The organism is Streptomyces sp. NPDC031379 (assembly GCF_055569615.1).
This window is the reverse complement of record NZ_JBVIIT010000017.1, coordinates 67,032-82,288: the sequence shown is the minus strand read 5'-3', so window position 1 is coordinate 82,288 and position 15,257 is coordinate 67,032. Positions and strand designations below refer to the sequence as shown.

14 protein-coding genes are annotated in these 15,257 nt (G+C 73.1%); 5 read left to right on the top strand and 9 right to left on the bottom strand.

The window, feature by feature from the left end; translation table 11 throughout:
- Nucleotides 1-104 precede the first annotated feature (104 nt).
- Nucleotides 105-1,169: a YihY/virulence factor BrkB family protein gene (locus ACZ5CW_RS24150; protein ID WP_468604606.1), complete on the bottom strand. Its 1,065-nt coding sequence runs from the start codon at nt 1,167-1,169 to the stop codon at nt 105-107.
- A 76-nt stretch (nt 1,170-1,245) separates the two neighbouring features.
- On the opposite strand from ACZ5CW_RS24150, the gene ACZ5CW_RS24145 reads away from it, so the two are divergent.
- On the top strand, nt 1,246-1,845 hold the full coding sequence (locus ACZ5CW_RS24145; RefSeq protein WP_468604604.1) for a YdeI/OmpD-associated family protein: 600 nt from the start codon (nt 1,246-1,248) through the stop codon (nt 1,843-1,845).
- Between the two features lie 68 nt (nt 1,846-1,913).
- Here the strand turns inward: ACZ5CW_RS24145 and ACZ5CW_RS24140 are convergent, their stop codons facing one another.
- From ACZ5CW_RS24140 to ACZ5CW_RS24130, 3 genes are all read right to left on the bottom strand, one after another.
- Complete coding sequence (locus ACZ5CW_RS24140; RefSeq protein WP_468604602.1) at nt 1,914-2,363, bottom strand: peptidoglycan-binding domain-containing protein; 450 nt, start codon at nt 2,361-2,363, stop codon at nt 1,914-1,916.
- A gap of 151 nt (nt 2,364-2,514) precedes the next feature.
- On the bottom strand, nt 2,515-3,939 hold the full coding sequence (locus ACZ5CW_RS24135) for a phytoene desaturase family protein (protein ID WP_468604600.1): 1,425 nt from the start codon (nt 3,937-3,939) through the stop codon (nt 2,515-2,517).
- A gap of 224 nt (nt 3,940-4,163) precedes the next feature.
- The gene (locus ACZ5CW_RS24130; protein WP_466160972.1) at nt 4,164-4,241 is read right to left on the bottom strand and encodes a 50S ribosomal protein bL37; all 78 of its coding nucleotides are present in this window, start codon (nt 4,239-4,241) and stop codon (nt 4,164-4,166) included.
- A 188-nt stretch (nt 4,242-4,429) separates the two neighbouring features.
- On the opposite strand from ACZ5CW_RS24130, the gene ACZ5CW_RS24125 reads away from it, so the two are divergent.
- Nucleotides 4,430-4,909, top strand: a complete 480-nt coding sequence (locus tag ACZ5CW_RS24125; protein WP_468604598.1) for a GreA/GreB family elongation factor — start codon at nt 4,430-4,432, stop codon at nt 4,907-4,909.
- Between the two features lie 9 nt (nt 4,910-4,918).
- On the opposite strand, the gene ACZ5CW_RS24120 is transcribed toward ACZ5CW_RS24125, so the two are convergent.
- Both ACZ5CW_RS24120 and ACZ5CW_RS24115 read right to left on the bottom strand, forming a co-directional pair.
- Nucleotides 4,919-7,444: an ATP-dependent Clp protease ATP-binding subunit gene (locus ACZ5CW_RS24120; protein WP_468604596.1), complete on the bottom strand. Its 2,526-nt coding sequence runs from the start codon at nt 7,442-7,444 to the stop codon at nt 4,919-4,921.
- A gap of 97 nt (nt 7,445-7,541) precedes the next feature.
- Complete coding sequence (locus ACZ5CW_RS24115) at nt 7,542-8,477, bottom strand: Dyp-type peroxidase (RefSeq protein WP_468604594.1); 936 nt, start codon at nt 8,475-8,477, stop codon at nt 7,542-7,544.
- A gap of 851 nt (nt 8,478-9,328) precedes the next feature.
- Here ACZ5CW_RS24115 and ACZ5CW_RS24110 point away from each other — a divergent pair.
- A complete protein-coding gene (locus ACZ5CW_RS24110; protein ID WP_468604592.1) occupies nt 9,329-9,700 on the top strand; it encodes a thioesterase family protein in 372 nt (123 codons plus the stop codon).
- Between the two features lie 22 nt (nt 9,701-9,722).
- Here ACZ5CW_RS24110 and ACZ5CW_RS24105 read toward each other — a convergent pair whose 3' ends face one another.
- The 3 genes from ACZ5CW_RS24105 to ACZ5CW_RS24095 form a co-directional block, all read right to left on the bottom strand.
- Nucleotides 9,723-10,100 carry an NUDIX hydrolase gene (locus ACZ5CW_RS24105; protein ID WP_468604590.1) on the bottom strand — a complete coding sequence of 126 codons (378 nt, stop codon included), beginning with the start codon at nt 10,098-10,100 and terminating at the stop codon, nt 9,723-9,725.
- Nucleotides 10,101-10,246: 146 nt separating this feature from the next.
- On the bottom strand, nt 10,247-11,128 hold the full coding sequence (locus ACZ5CW_RS24100) for a YegS/Rv2252/BmrU family lipid kinase (RefSeq protein WP_468604588.1): 882 nt from the start codon (nt 11,126-11,128) through the stop codon (nt 10,247-10,249).
- Between the two features lie 124 nt (nt 11,129-11,252).
- Nucleotides 11,253-12,845 carry an FAD-binding oxidoreductase gene (locus tag ACZ5CW_RS24095; RefSeq protein WP_468604586.1) on the bottom strand — a complete coding sequence of 531 codons (1,593 nt, stop codon included), beginning with the start codon at nt 12,843-12,845 and terminating at the stop codon, nt 11,253-11,255.
- 121 nt (nt 12,846-12,966) lie between these two features.
- Here ACZ5CW_RS24095 and ACZ5CW_RS24090 point away from each other — a divergent pair, with 121 nt between their 5' ends.
- On the top strand, nt 12,967-13,566 hold the full coding sequence (locus ACZ5CW_RS24090) for a TetR/AcrR family transcriptional regulator (RefSeq protein ID WP_468604584.1): 600 nt from the start codon (nt 12,967-12,969) through the stop codon (nt 13,564-13,566).
- Entirely contained in the window at nt 13,563-15,146 is a 1,584-nt protein-coding gene (locus ACZ5CW_RS24085) for a glycerol-3-phosphate dehydrogenase/oxidase (protein ID WP_468604582.1), read from the top strand. The genes ACZ5CW_RS24090 and ACZ5CW_RS24085 overlap by 4 nt, the downstream gene beginning before the upstream one ends.
- The last annotated feature ends 111 nt before the right edge of the window (nt 15,147-15,257 follow it).

Sequence of the window (15,257 nt, the reverse complement as noted above, 5' to 3'; positions counted from 1 at the left end):
TTCCGCGGTGGAGGGGGGGGACGGCGCGGGACGGGACGTGGGGCCCCCCGGGCCCGGGCCCGGCGCGCCCCGCGCATCCTTGTGCCCGGCTTGCGCAGGGGGGATCACGTCTCGTCCAGCCGGCGTACGTCCTCCTCGTCCCACGTCGTGGTGTCGCGCGGCTGGGTGTAGGGCTCGGCCCGGGGTGGATGCCCGCCGGCGATGGCCCGCTGGCGCACGGTCTCCGCGTCGAACTCCAGGCCCAGCAGGATCGCGAGGTTGCTGATCCACAGCCAGACCAGGAAGACGATGACGCCGGCCATGGTGCCGTACGTCTTGTTGTAGGAGGCGAAGTTCGCGACGTAGAACGCGAACCCGGCGGAGGCGATCATCCAGATCAGCAGGGCGAGGAAGCTGCCCGGGGTGATCCATCGGAGGCCCTTGACCTTGGCGTTCGGGGCGGCCCAGTACAGGATCGCGATCATCATCGTGACCAGGAGGACCAGGACCGGCCATTTCGCGATCGACCACACGGTCAGCGCCGTGTCGCCGATTCCCAGGGCCTGTCCGGCCCGGCGGGCCAGGCCGCCGGTGAGGACCACGATGAGCGCGCTGGCCACGGCGAGCACCATCAGCACCACCGTGACGCCGACGCGCACGGGGAGGATCTTCCACACCGGGCGGCCCTCCGGCATGTCGTAGACGGCGTTGGCGGCGCGGATGAAGGCGGCCACGTACCCGGACGCCGACCACACGGCCAGCACGATGCCGACCAGGGCCATGACGGAGCCGATGCCGGCGCTGTCCTGCAGTTGCTCCACGGCCCGGGTGACGATGTCGCGCGCGGAGCCGGGTGCCAAGTGCTGCAGTTGGGCCAGTACCTTGTCGGTGACCGACCTGCCGGCCATGGCGAGCATCGAGACCAGCACCAGCAGCGCCGGGAACAGGGCCAGGACGCCGTAGTAGGTCAGGGCGGCGGCCCGGTCGGTCAGCTCGTCGTCCCGGAACTCGCGCAGCGAGCCCTTGAGCACCGCGACCCACGCCCGTCCGGGCAGTTTCGCGGGGGTGTCCGGCGCCGCGCGCTCGACCTCCGGATCGGGTCCGGCCTCGTCCGGCGCCGGCACGTGCGGCGCCGTGTCCTCGTCGCCGCTCTGCGGCTCTTTTCGCCGTGGAAGGTGCAGCTTCGCCATACCGGGCCGGGTAACCCGGCCGCACCGGCTCAAGCCCCCCAGGTGGTCGTTGACCCGGTCGCGGGGGTGGACTTTCATGAAGGCCATGTCTGAAGGAGCACAGCAAGCGGCGGATCCGGTCCTCTCCTTCGCCACCCAGGACGCGTGGGAGACCTGGTTGGAGGAGAACCACGAGGCGGTCGGGGGAGTCTGGTTCACGATCCCCCGGAGCGGCTCCGGAATCGACGGGGTCGACTACGCGACGGCGCTGGAGTCGGCGCTCTGCTATGGCTGGATCGACGGGCAGAAGAAGAAGCTGGACGAGCGGCGCTGGCTGCAGCGGTTCACGCCGCGGCGGAAGGGCAGCAAGTGGTCGCAGGTGAACCGGGAGAAGGCCACGGCTCTGATCGAGCAGGGCCGGATGCGTCCCGCCGGGCTGCGCGAGGTGGAGAAGGCCAGGGCGGACGGCCGCTGGGAGGCGGCGTACACGGCGCAGAGCAGGGCGACGGTGCCCGACGACCTCCGGGCTGCCCTGGACGCGGCACCGGCCGCCCGCGACTTCTTCGCCACTTTGGACAGCCGCAACCGGTACGCGATCCTCTACCGGGTCGAGGACGCCAGGAAGCCGGAGACCCGGGCGTCCCGTATCGAGAAGTTCGTCGCCATGCTCGCCGAGCGGAAGAAGCTCCATCCCTGATCCGTCGCCCTCCGCCCCCGTCCGGATCGGGGGTGGAGGGCGTTCGGGTCACAGCGTCCCGGTGGTGATCAGTGGGCGTCGGCGAAGCGCTTGAAGGCGGCCTTGGTGCCCGAGCCGGCGATGCCGTCGATCCGGCCCGTGTAGCCGTAGCCGCTCTTCAGGAGGCGCTGCAGGCCCTTGACCGTGCCCTTGCCGACGACGCCGTCTATCGGGCCGGTGTAACCCCAGTACTTCTTCAGGCAGCGCTGGAACGCCTTCCAGCTGTTGGTGCCGAGCTTGCCGTCGACGGAGCCGGTGTAGTGCCAGTAGGTCTTCAGCCAGCGCTGGACCTTCTTCGCCTGGGCGGTGCTGAGGCCGAGGTTGTTCACCGCCTGCGGGGTGACGGCCTCGGTGGTCACCGCCGGGTGGGCGGCCGCGGGTGCGGCGAAGCTGGTGCCCGCGGCGGCGAGGCTGCCTGCGGCGAGGGCCGCGACGGTCGTGGTGGCGAGGAGCGTCCTCGTGACCAGGTTGGTTCGCATCGTGTTCCTTCCCCCTGTGTGTCGGGTGCCTCACGGCACGCCACACAAGTTACGGATCAGGCTCACGCGCGTCGCCAACCCGGAAGTTGATGTCCGGCTCCACCGGCCGCGGTAGTGCCGCGCGGCGTACAACCTGCGCGGTACTCGGCGGTCAGGCGGCGCGGACTCCCAGGTGCCGCAGGGCGGCTGCCGCCGCTCCGGCGCCGCACATGCCGTGGGCGCCGGGGCCGGGCGGGGTGGCGGCCGAGCAGAGGAACACCCCGGGCAGGCCGGTGGAGTACGGCGCGAGGGTGGGACGGGCGCCGAGGACGAGCTGGGGGACGGTCTTGGCTCCGGTCACGATGTCGCCGCCCGCGAAGTTGGGGTTGGCGTCGGCGAAGTCGGCGGGGCCGGTCGCGCGCGTGCCGAGGATGCGTTCCCGGACGCCGGGGGCGAAGCGTTCGAGCTGCCGCAGGATCGCCTCCGTGGCGTCCTGGTCGTAGCCGTGGGGGACGTGGGCGTAGGCCCAGACCGGATGCACGTCGCCGACCGACCGGGACGGGTCCGCGAGGTACTGCTGGCCGACCAGGACGAAGGGACGCTCGGGCATCCGGCCGGCCGCCACGTCCCGCTCCGCCCGCGCCACCTCGGCGAGCGGACCGCCCAGGTGCACGGTGCCGGCCCGGCGGGCGTGCTCGTTGCGCCAGGGGATGCCGCCTGCCACGGCCAGGTCGATCTTGAAGGCCGCGGGGGCCCGGCGGAAGCGTCGGTAGGCGGCTCGTACCCGGCGCGGCAGCCGGTCGCCGTAGACGGTGGCGACCTGGCCGGGGTCGAGGTCGAGGACGGTCACGTCGGCGGGCGGGATCTGCCGGTGGTCGGTGACCCGGACGCCGGTGTGGATCGTGCCGCCGTGCTTGCGCAGCACGCTCTCCATGCTGCGGGCGATGGCCTGTGACCCTCCTTCGGCGACGGCCCATCCGGCGGCGTGGCCGGCGGTGAGGATGCCCAGTCCGATCGCCGAGGTGAGCGGCCGGTTCAGGGGGCGGAACGCGTGCGCGGCGACTCCGGCCCACAGCGCCCGCGCCTGGGCCGTGGTGAAGAGGCGGGCGAGGGCGGTGGCCGGCAGGGTGGTCGGCAGGCCGAAGCGCGCGAGGAGCAGCGGGTGCGAGGGGACGCGCAGGAGGGGGCGCAGCACGTCCTGGGCGAGGGCGTCCCAGTGACGTACCGAGGGTGCGACCAGGGCCCGGTAGCGGTCGCCGTCGGCGCCGAGCATGCGGGCGGTCTCCTCGACGGACCGCAGCAGGACCCCGGCGCCGCCGTCGTCCAGCGGGTGGACGCAGTCGATGTCCGCCGTCCGCCAGCGCAGCCCGTGGCGTTCCAGGTCCAGTGCCCGCAGGGCGGGCGAGGTGACGGCCATGGGGTGGACGGCCGAGCAGTGGTCGTGCAGCAGTCCCGGCCGGATCGCCTCGTGGCTCCGGGTGCCGCCTCCGGTCTCGTCCGCGGCCTCCAGCAGCGTGACGTCGAGTCCTGCTTTCGCGAGGAGGGCCGCGGCGGCGAGGCCGTTGGGGCCGCCGCCGACGACGACCGCGGACGTCATGCCGGGGCCTCGGCGGACGGCAGCCCCGGGCCCGGGCCGTGGGTGGACGCGGAGGGTGCCTGTCCGTGCGGCGTCGTGGAGGTCACGGGGATGAGTCTGCCGGTGCAGGCGCCCACCCTCCAAACCGACGGCCGCAGACGGACGACCGGCGGTGCTTCGCCGTCAGGCGGCCGCGGTGACGGTGGCCCGGACGTGCTTCACGAGGGGCTCCTCGCTCCGGCAGCTCAGCACTGGGGACGGCGTCCGTGGTTCGCGTTGTGCTTGCGCCGGGACTTCTTCTTGCGACGTCGCTTCGAGGACATGGGAACCTCCTGAACGGGAAACGGGCGGGGTTCTCCGCTCCGGGGTCCGGCTCCGGAGCGCGTATCGACAAACACCGTATCTCCGGATGTTTCGCACCTCTACCGGAGCCCCGCCTCATGGGTATGATCCGACATGTCGGACTCATTGATCTTCGTCCGGCTGTCCCGTCTCCAGCGGAGGAGCAGAGATGACCGGTGAGCCCGAGCCGATCAGCGCCGAGGCCCGCCGGGCGCTGGAACAGGAGCTGGCCGACCTGCGCGACGAGCGCCGGCTGGTCGCCGGAACGCTGCGGGACACCCCCGACGTCGGCGACCGCGCCGATCAGGCCGACGAGTTGCAGCGCGCCGATCGGCTGGACCGCCTGGACCGCCGTATGGACGACATCACCGAGCGGCTGCGCCAAGCGGACATGGCCGGTCCGGCCGCCACCGACGCGGTCGGCGTGGGCAGCACGGTCACCGTCCGCTTCTCGGACGGCTCCCAGGAAACGCTGCAGGTCGGCGAGATCGCCGAGGCTCTGGACCAGACGCTGGTCACCACCGAGAGCCCGCTCGGCCGCGCCCTGATGGGGCGCCGCCCGGGCGACTCCGTGCACTACGACACTCCGGACGGACACGCCACCGCGGTCGTGGTGTCGATCGGAGCGTCCACCGGCGACCGCGGCTGATCGCGCGCCTCAGGTCCCGGTCTGCGCGCCGCCCGCGTCGGGCGGTTCGCCGTCGTCGTTCTTCCGTACCAGGCAGTGCAGCGAGTCGTCGCGCACGTCGGCGACGATCGTGTCCCCGGGGTCGGCCTCACCGCCGAGCAGCAGTGTGGCGATGCGGTTGTCGAGTTCCGCCTGGATCGTGCGGCGCAGCGGACGGGCACCGAACTCGGGCTGGTGGCCGTGCGCGATGAGGAGTTTCTTGGCCGCTTCCGTGACCTCGAGCTTCAGACCCTGGGCGCGCACCCGGCGCTTGCTCCGGTCCAGCAGGTGTTCGACGATCTGCCCGAGGTCTTCCTGGGTCAGGCCATGGAAGATGATGATGTCGTCGATGCGGTTGAGGAACTCCGGCAGGAACCGGGACCGCAGGTCCTCCATCAACGCGTCCTTGAGGTCGGACACATCGCCCTTGTGGTCGAGGATGCGGTGCGCGCCGATGTTGGACGTCATGATGACGACGCAGTGCCGGAAGTCGACGGTGCGGCCCTGGGCGTCGGTCAGGCGGCCGTCGTCGAGGATCTGCAGCAGCGTGTTGAAGATGTCGGGGTGGGCCTTCTCCACCTCGTCGAACAGCACCACGCTGTAGGGCCGGCGGCGCACCTTCTCGGTGAGCTGGCCCGCTTCCTCGTAGCCGACGTACCCGGGAGGGGCGCCGACGAGCCGGGCCACGGTGTGCTTCTCCTGGAACTCGCTCATGTCGAAGCGGATCATGCGGTCCTCGTCGCCGAACAGCAGGGCGGCGAGGGTCTTGGCCAGTTCGGTCTTCCCGACACCGGTGGGCCCGAGGAAGAGGAACGATCCCACGGGCCGGTTCGGGTCGCCCATGCCCGCGCGGTTGCGGCGCACGGCCTGGGAGACGGCGGTGACGGCCTCGTCCTGGCCGACGATCCGGGCGTGCATCTCCTCTTCCAGTCGGAGGAGTTTCTCCTTCTCGCTGGCGGTGAGCTGGGAGACCGGGATGCCCGTGCGGCGGGAGACGACGTCCGCGATGTCGGAGGCCGTGACCGAGACGACGCCTTCCCGGCGCTCCTCGATGCCGGCGAGTTCGCCCTCGGCCTGGGTGATCTCCCGCTTCAGTTCCGAGGCCTTCTCGAAGTCCTCTGCGGAGACGGCCTGTTCGAGTTCCCGGCGGAGCTTGGCGAGACGGTCCTCGCCGCTGACGACCTCGGTGGAGCGGCCGGCGCTGCGCAGGCGCACCCGGGCGCCCGCCTGGTCCATCACGTCGATCGCCTTGTCGGGCAGGAACCGGTCGGTGACGTACCGGTCGGACAGTTCGGCGGCGGCCACCAACGCCTCGTCGTCGAAGCGGACTTGGTGGTGTGCCTCGTAGGAGTCGCGCAGGCCCTCCAGGATCTGCACCGTCTCCTCGACGGTGGGCTCCGGGACCATCACGGGCTGGAACCGGCGCTCCAGAGCGGCGTCCTTCTCGATGTACTTGCGGTATTCGTCGATGGTCGTGGCCCCCACGACATGCAGTTCGCCGCGCGCGAGTGCGGGCTTGAGCATGTTGCCCGCGTCCATGGCGCCCTCGCCGGTCGCTCCGGCACCGACGACCGTGTGCAGTTCGTCGATGAACAGGATGATCTCGCCACCGGCCGCCTGGACGTCCTCGATGACCTTCTTCATCCGTTCCTCGAACTGTCCGCGGTACTGCGCACCGGCCACCATGCCCGACAGGTCCAGGGCGACGACCCGTTTGCCCTTGAGGCTCTCGGGGACCTCGCCCGCCACGATGCGCTGGGCCAGTCCCTCGACGATGGCGGTCTTGCCGACGCCGGGTTCGCCGATGAGCACGGGGTTGTTCTTGGAACGCCGGGAGAGGACCTCGACGGTCTGCTCGATCTCCTCGGCCCGCCCGACCACCGGGTCGAGCTTGCCGGCCTTCGCCTCGTCGGTCAGGTCCCGGCCGAACTCGTCGAGTGTCGTGGGCGGCTTCTTCCGTTCGGTGGCGGGTCCCTCGGTGCGGGGCGCCTGTTCGGCGAGGCTCGCGAGCCGCTGTGTGTCCATGCCCTCGGCGCGCAGCAGCCGGGCGGCGCCCGTGTCGCTGTCGCCGAGCAGGGCGCCGAGGATGTGCTCGGGGCCGATGTAGGACACGCCGGAGGCCTGTGACTGGGCGAAGGCGGCACTCAGTGTGCGCTTGGCCGCCGGGGTGAGCCCCGGCCGCGCGGAGGGCTCGCCGGACTCACGCGGGAGGACCTTGACGATCTCGGAGGCGAGGCTGTCGGGGTCGACACCCACCTGGCCGAGGAGCCTGCGCGACGGGTCGACCTGGGTGGCCGCCCAGAGCAGGTGATCGGTGTCGAGGTCGGACGTTCCGTCCTCGACGGCCCGTTGCGCGGCCAGGTTGAGCAGTTGCTGTGAGGACTCCGTCAGCAGCCGTCCGATGGGCACGCGCTGCACCGCGGGGGGCGAGGACGCCGGAGACATGCCGAAGAAGCGATTGAACAACTCACTGAACGGATCCGACGAACCGAAGGGTGCACCGAACGACATCGACATCACAGCTCCTGGTGCGCGAGGGGGTCCGTACTCACTGAACCCCGGTGTGCATCGCCTCGCAAGCCGGGGCCTGCGCCCTCGATTCGGCGCCGTGGGGTCAGGGCCGGGGGGCGGCGGGAAGGTCGTCGAGAAACGTCAGGGTCGGCACGTGGAAGAGGCAGCCCGTGACCGGGACCGAGAAGTCGAGGATCCGGTCGTGGTGGCCCGGTCGCCTGCCGCGGAACATGTTCCTCAGCATTTCCTCCGTGACATCGGGAGTACGGGCATAGCCGATGAAGTAGGTGCCGAACTCGCCTCTCGCGATGTTCCCGAACGGCATGTTCTCGCGCACGATCTTGCGTTCGTCGCCGTCCTCGTCGACGACGGTGTTGAGGGCGACGTGCGAGTCGGCGGGTTTCACGTCGTCGGCGAGTTCGATGTTGGCCTGCTTGGTGCGTCCGATGACCTTTTCCTGTTCGTCGGCCGGGAGGGCGTTCCAGGCCGCCATGTCGTGCAGGTACTTCTGGACGGTCACATAGCTTCCCCCGCGGAAATCCGCGTCCTCGTCGCCGATGAACACCGCTTCGGTCGCGAGCCGCCCTTCGGGGTTCTCACTGCCGTCCACGAATCCGAGCAGGTCCCGTTCGTCGAAGAACTTGAAGCCGTGCACTTCGTCGACCACGGTGGCCGCTCCGTCGAGCCGCTCGCCCAGCAGCCGGGCCAGTTCGAAACAGAGGTCCATGCGCTGGGCCCGCACATGGAACAGGAGGTCACCGGGTGTGCCCGGGGCTCGGTGGTGCGGGCCCGCCTGCTCGACGAAGGGGTGCAGGTCCCGGGGGCGCGGCCCGTCGAAGAGCCGGTCCCAGGCCGCAGAGCCGATGCCGACGACGCAGCTCAGGTCCTGGGCGGGGGCGCGGAAGGCGACCGAGCGGCGCAGGCCCGAGACGTCCTCGAGCAGGTCGCGGACCGCTTCCTCACCGCCCGGTGCGATGGTGGCGACGAGGAACACGGCGGCCCTGGCGGGCGGGACGACGACGGGCTGCGGCTCGATCACGGGGTGCGCCTCCTCCTGCGGAGTCGGGCCTGACTTTCCGAGAGGCGGTCCGCCAGACCCGTCACGTGCTGTTTCACCCACTCGAGTCCCAGCCTGCCTTGCCGGAGGCACTGCGCAAGCCGGAGGAGCAGCTTGTGTGCCGCTGGTGCGGCGCGGCCGCACGTTCGAGGGCCTGACGCCGGAGGGCGAACCCATCGTCGTGGGGGCAGCGGATCCCGGCCGCGATGCGCGTCGGGGGCAGTAACGACGGACGCGGACGGCACGCACACGCCCGCCGGGGCCTGGGAGCGGTCCCGGGCGATCGCCCGTACCTGTGCCGGGAGCCCGCTGCCCACCGTCCCCCGCACCCCGGCCGACGCGCCCGGCCATGCCCTGGCCCTGCCGCTCGTCGCATTCACTGACCTGCCGCCGTTCGCCACCGCCGCCAGGGACGGCTGGGCCGTGCCCGGACCCGGGCCGTGGCGGCCCGGGGGCGCGAGCACCCAGGCCGGTCGGCAGCCCGGGCCGCTCGCGGCGGACACCGCCGCCCCCATCGCCCCGGCAGCGGGCGCTCGCCACGTGCGGCGAGGCGGTCGAGCGGGCGGAGCGGACGCCGGCCGCCCCCGGTCGGCCGACGCGTCCCCTGGTCCAGGTGCGTCTGGTGCCGGACGTCGTGGAACTGCGGGAGGCCGACGACGCGGCGGCCCGGCGAGCGGGGGCCGGCGGGCACCGATCCGGGGACGGTCGCCGCCGCCGAGCGGCGTGCCCATCTCCTGCTGGAGCGGCTGCCGGCCGGCTACTGACACGACGCCGACTCGACCGCGTCGGGGCGCCGACGCCGTCTGACGGCGCCGCGGCTCTAGCGTGGTCGGATGCTTCATGAAGTGACCGACGCGGACACCGCGGTGGCGGTGGGCAGCGGAGATGTGCCCGTTCTGGCCACCCCGCGGCTGATCGCGTGGCTGGAGGCGGCGACCGTGCGGGCCGCGGCCTGCCTCGTCGAGCCGGGCCGGACCACCGTCGGGACGGCGGTCCGGGTCGAGCATGTGCGTGCCACGCGGGTGGGCGGCCGGGTGGAGGTGACCGCCGAACGTCCGTCCGCCGAGGCGGGAGGACGGCTCGTCTTCCCGGTGCGGGCCGTCGACGGGTCGGGCCGGCTGGTCGCCACCGGCGAGATCGAGCGGGTGATCGTGGACCGGCAGCGGTTCCTTTCGGGTGTCCCCGATCCGGCGGCGGACCGGTGATCCGGTCGGCCGGCAGGTGCTGTCACACCGGCGTGTGGCCCCGGAGGTACTCACGCACGGCCGCCGGCAGTGCGGCGGCGGCGGTCTCCGCTGCCGCGGCCCAGCGCAGCCGCTCCGGCGTGAGACTCGCTCCGTCCGACGGGGACTCGCTCAGCAACTGGCACACCACCGCGGGCACTCCGTCCGAGGGCGCCGCGCCGTGCGCCCTCAGCGTCTCGGTGCCGTCGACGAGGTAGCCGGTGAGTTCGTAGACGACGCGCGCCGCGGTGGCCGCCGGCGACTCGGCCGGTTGCGGTCGGCCCGACGGCAGTTCCCAGCCGTCGCTCCCTCGCACCAGCAGCAGCCGTCCGTCGTACAGAACGACCGCCTGCACCACGCCCTCGGCGTGTTCCAGCGTCATGACCGCCCGCCCCTCCCCTGGCCGGTTGCCAGGCACTCCTCCCCTACCCAGGGGCGGGCGGTGCCGCACCCTCCGATTCCGTCGGTCTGCCGGGGGTGGGTGCGGACTCGGCACTCCCGCACCTGCTCCGGAGCGGTGGGCGGTGGTCAGTACAGCACCTGCAGGTCCGCGGGGCGGACCCGCAGGGTCACCGGCAAGGTGGCCTCCACCTCGCCGTCGGCACCGTACGGGACCGGCCGGGTGGCCTCGATGCGGATCTCCTTGCCGCGCAGGACGCGTACTTCGGGGCGGCGGATGTGGGCGCCGGTCTTCAGTTCGTTCATGAGGGCGAAGAAGAGCCGGCGCGGCGCCTCGCGGATCATGACGATGTCGAGCAGTCCGTCGTCGACCCGTGCGTCCGGGGCGATGAGCCGACCGGAGCCGTAGTAGGGGGAGTTGGCCGCGACGACGGTGTAGCCGCGGTGGCGGTGCTCCTCGCCGTCGACGGTGACCCGGTAGTCGGCCGGCCGCCAGGTGGTGACGGCGCGCAGGCCGCCCGCGTAGTAAGAGGCGGCGCCGCGCAGCAACCGGGCGTTGTTGGCGTGCCGGTTGGCCAGCGCGTCGACGCCGGCGTAGACGCTGCCCAGGACCACCGTGCGCCGGTGGACGGCCGACTCCACCTCGATGGTGTCGACCGCCCTGGGCTCGGCGTCCAGCAGGATGCGGGCGAGTGCGCCGGGGTCGGCGGGCAGGTCCAGGGCGCGGGCGAAGTCGTTGCCGCGTCCGGCGGGTACGAGCCCCAGGACCGTTCCGGTGCCACTGAGCGCGCCGCCGATACCGCCGGCGATCCCGTCGCCGCCGACGGCGAGGACGATCCGGCCGCGCTCACCGGCCCGGAGCGCGATGTCCTGGGCGTGGGCCAGGCTGTGGCTGTACTCCGTCTCCAGCTCGGCTCCGGACTCGCGGAGCAGCCGGGCCAGGTGGAGCAGGGTCGCCGCCCCGGTGGAGCCGCCCGCGGTGGGGTTGACGACGGCGGTGAACTGTCGCATCGGTGTGCCTCCGAGGCAGGCGGATCCGGTGGGTCGTCCGGGCGGATCCGGTGGAACGGTCCGGGTGGAACCGGTGGGTCGGTCCGGGCGGAGCCCGAGGGTCGGTCGGGGCGGAGCCCGAGGGTCAGTCGGTGGGCAGCAGGACGCCGGGGTTGAGCATGCCCTCGGGGTCCAGGCGGCGTTTCACGGCGCGCAGGGCGGAGATGCCGAGCGGGCCGGCTTCGCGGACGTACCAGTCGCGGTGGTCGGTGCCGACCCCGTGGTGGTGGGAGATGGTGCCGCCGGCCGCCAGCACGGCCTCGTTGGCCGCGTGCTTGGCGGGGGCCCAGTGGGCCACCGGGTCCTCGCCCTGGGCACTGACGACGGTGAAGTACAGCGAGGCGCCGTTCTCGTACACGTGGGAGATGTGACACATCACCAGGGGCGGTGTGCCCGCCTGGGTGAGCGTGTCGGTGAGCGCGGTGCGGACGGCCGCGTACAGCTCGGGGATGCGGGACCAGAAGGCCGCGGTCTCCAGCGTCTCGGCGAAGGCGCCCACGTCGAGCAGGGCGTCGCGCAGGTACGGCGCGGAGTAGCGGCCGTGGGCCCAGCGTTCGCCCGGTTCGGCGCCGACCAGGGTGCCGCCGCAGGACGTCAGGACGGCCGCCGCCTGCTCGCGGCGCTGCGCGGTGTCCTCGGCGGTGCCCTCGTAGCCGGTGATCGCCAGGCATCCGGCGTCGCTCTGCGCCAGGTCGCCGCCGATCGCGTCGGGCTGGGCCAGGCCGATGAGTGTCTCGGTCTCGTCCGACAGGCGCAGGACGGTCGGCCGGGGCCCGTCCTGGGCGAGCCTGCGCAGTGCGGCGGCTCCCTCCTCGAACGAGGCGAACCGCCAGCCCTCGTACACCCGTACCTGCGGCACCGGGCGGATCCGTACGGTCACGGAGGTGATGACGCCGAAGGCGCCCTCCGAGCCGAGGATCAGCTGGCGCAGGTCGGGTCCGGCGGCCGAGCGGGGGGCGCGGCCGGTCTCGAGGGTGCCCTCGGGGGTGGCGAGGGTCAGGCCGAGCACCATCTCGTCGAAGCGGCCGTATCCGGCGGAGGCCTGACCGCTGGAGCGGGCGGCGGCGAAGCCTCCGATGGTCGCCCACTCGAAGGACTGCGGGAAGTGGCCGAGGGTGAAGCCGTGTTCGGCGAGCAGGGCCTCGGCCTCCGGGGCCCGCAGGCCGGGCTGGAGGACGGCGGTGCGCGAGACGGGGTCCAGGTCGAGCAGGCCGTTCATGCGGCGCAGGTCCAGGGCGACGAACGCGCTGCGCTGGGGTGCGAGTCCGCCCACGACCGACGTGCCGCCGCCGAAGGGCACGACGGCCAGGCCGTGTGCGGCGCAGGCGCGCAGCACGGCGAGGACGGCGTCGTGCGAGGCGGGCAGGACCACGGCCTGGGGGACGTCCGAGAAATCGCCGGCACGGATGCGCAGCAGGTCGGGGGTGGACTTGCCGCGGGTGTGCCGGATGCGGCTCTCCGCGTCCGTGCGGACGTGCTCCTCGCCGCCGACGGCCTCGGCGAGTGCCTCGAGCGCGGCGGGGTCGGCCGTGGGCGCGGGCGGGCGGAGGTCTTCGAGGGCGAGTGCGGGTGTGCTGCGCGGCTTGACGCCGAGCAGGTCGCGCAGCAGTGCCGTCACCGTGTCGGGCAGCGGTGCCGCCTTGGCCGGGTCGCCCCAGCCGTTCCACAGCATGTCCATTGAACGGTCGTCCTCACAGGTCGGTGTGCTCGGTTCGCGCGGCGGCTCCGCGGCCGTACCCCGGGCTGCGGAGGGCGGTCCGCGGCTTCCGCCCGACGGCCGGGGCGTTACACTGTGACACATGACGCCTATTCGTCACAACGGTTCGGACAGCGATCATGTGCTCGACGCGGTGCGCGACTGCGTGCTGGCCGTCGGGGTGCGCCGCACCACGCTCGCCGACGTGGCCCGCCGCGCCGGCGTCTCCCGGATGACGCTGTACCGGCGCTGGCCCGATCTGCGGGCCCTGGTGGGCGATCTGATGACCCGCGAGTGGATCGGCGTGGCCACCCGGGCGATCCCCGAGCCCGCCCCCGGCACCCGTACACGCGCCCGGATCGTGGACGGACTGGTGGCCGGGGTCGAGGCGTTCCGGGCGCACCCGCTCTTCCGCAAGATCGTCGACGTCGATCCGGAACTGCTGCTCCCCTACGTCCTCGACCGGCGGGGTACGAGCCAGGAGGCGCTGCTGGCGCTGCTGGCCGATGCCCTGCGCGAGGGCCACGCCGACGGCTCCGTACGCCCCGGCCACGTCGAACGGCAGGCCCGGGCCCTGCTGCTGACCGTGCAGTCCTTCACCCTGTCCCTGCGCACGATGACCGACGAGGACGACCCGGAGCTGGACTCGGCCGCCTTCCTCGGCGAACTGCGCACCCTTCTGGAGAGGACCCTGACGCCATGAGCCACACCGAGGCCGCACCCGGCTCGTCCCTGAGCGCACCCCGGCGGACCCGGGAACTGGCCGAGGCCGCGGACGGCAGGGTCGCCGACGTCCTGGTCGTCGGGCTCGGTGCCACGGGGGCCGGGGCCGCCCTGGACGCGGCCGCCCGCGGACTGGACGTCGTCGCGGTGGACGCCCACGACCTGGCGTTCGGCACCTCCCGGTGGAGTTCGAAGCTCATCCACGGAGGGCTGCGGTATCTGGCCTCCGCGCAGTTCGACGTGGCGCACGAGAGTGCGGTCGAGCGCGGGGTGCTGATGACCCGTACGGCCCCGCATCTCGTGGCCGCGCAGCCGTTCGTGCTGCCGCTGACCCCGCTGGTGTCGAGGGCGCAGGCGTCGCTGGCGTGGGCCGGGTTCCGGGCCGGGGACGTGCTGCGGCTGGCCGCCCGGACGCCGCGGCAGGTGCTGCCCGCCCCGCGCCGGCTCTCGGGGACGGAGGCGCGGCACCTGGCGCCCGCGGTGCGCGCGGCCGGGCTGCGCGGCGGACTGCTGTCCTGGGACGGCAAGGTGACCGACGACGCGCGTCTGGTGACCGCCCTGGCCCGGACGGCCGCCGCGCACGGCGCCCGCGTGCTGACCCGGGTCCGGGTGCTGGAGCTGACCGGGAGCGGCGCCCGGATCCGCGACGAAGTCACCGGCGAGGAGGGCGAGATCAGGGCCCGCGCCGTGATCAACGCCACTGGTGTGTGGGCGGGCGCCCTCGTCGACGGCATCCGGATCCGGCCCTCCCGCGGCACGCACCTGGTCCTGCGCTCGGAACGGCTCGGCGCCCTGCCCGCCGGTCTGCACATCCCCATCCCCGGCGAGACCAACCGTTTCGTGCTGGTCCTGCCGCAGGGTGACGGTCGGGTCTACGTCGGCCTCACCGACGAGCCGGTCGAGGGCGGGATACCCGACGTGCCGGAGGTCCCGGAGACCGACATCGGCTTCCTGCTGGACGTGCTCGGCTCGGTCCTGGACGTGCCGGTGGCCCGGGACGAGGTCGTCGGCGCCTTCGCCGGGCTGCGCCCGCTGCTGGACATGTCCGGGCACGAGGACACCGAGGGGACACCGGCGCGTACCTCCGACGTCTCCCGCCGGCACGCGGTGCTGACCTCGTCCGACGGTGTCACCACGGTGGTCGGCGGCAAGCTCACGACCTACCGGCGCATGGCGCAGGACGCCGTGGACGCCGCGGCCGGGGCCCGGGGCCTGCACGCCGCCCCCTCCCCCACCGCCACGCTGCCGCTGGTCGGCGCCGCCGCACCCGAGCGGCTGCGCGCCCTGCCCGCACCGCACCGCCTGCTCCGCCGCTACGGCACCGAGGCCATGGCGGTCCACGCCCTCGCGGCACAGGACCCCGCCCTCGCGGAGCCGGTGCTCCCGGGCCAGCCGGTCACCCGGGCCGAACTCCTGTGGGCGGTACTGCACGAGGGCGCCCTGGACGAATCGGACCTCCTGGACCGACGCACCCGCATCGGCCTGATCCCCCAGGACCGCACCGCCGCCCTCGCGACCACCCGGGAGGTGATGAAGCGGGCGACGGCCTCCCACCCCTGACCTGCCGTCGGGACAGCCGCCGGACGACTATTCGGTTGCGGCCGGACCTTCGCCGCAGCAGGGTCCGGGGTACCGTCGGCTCCCTGCCGCCCGTCCCCCGAGGAGGCCGTC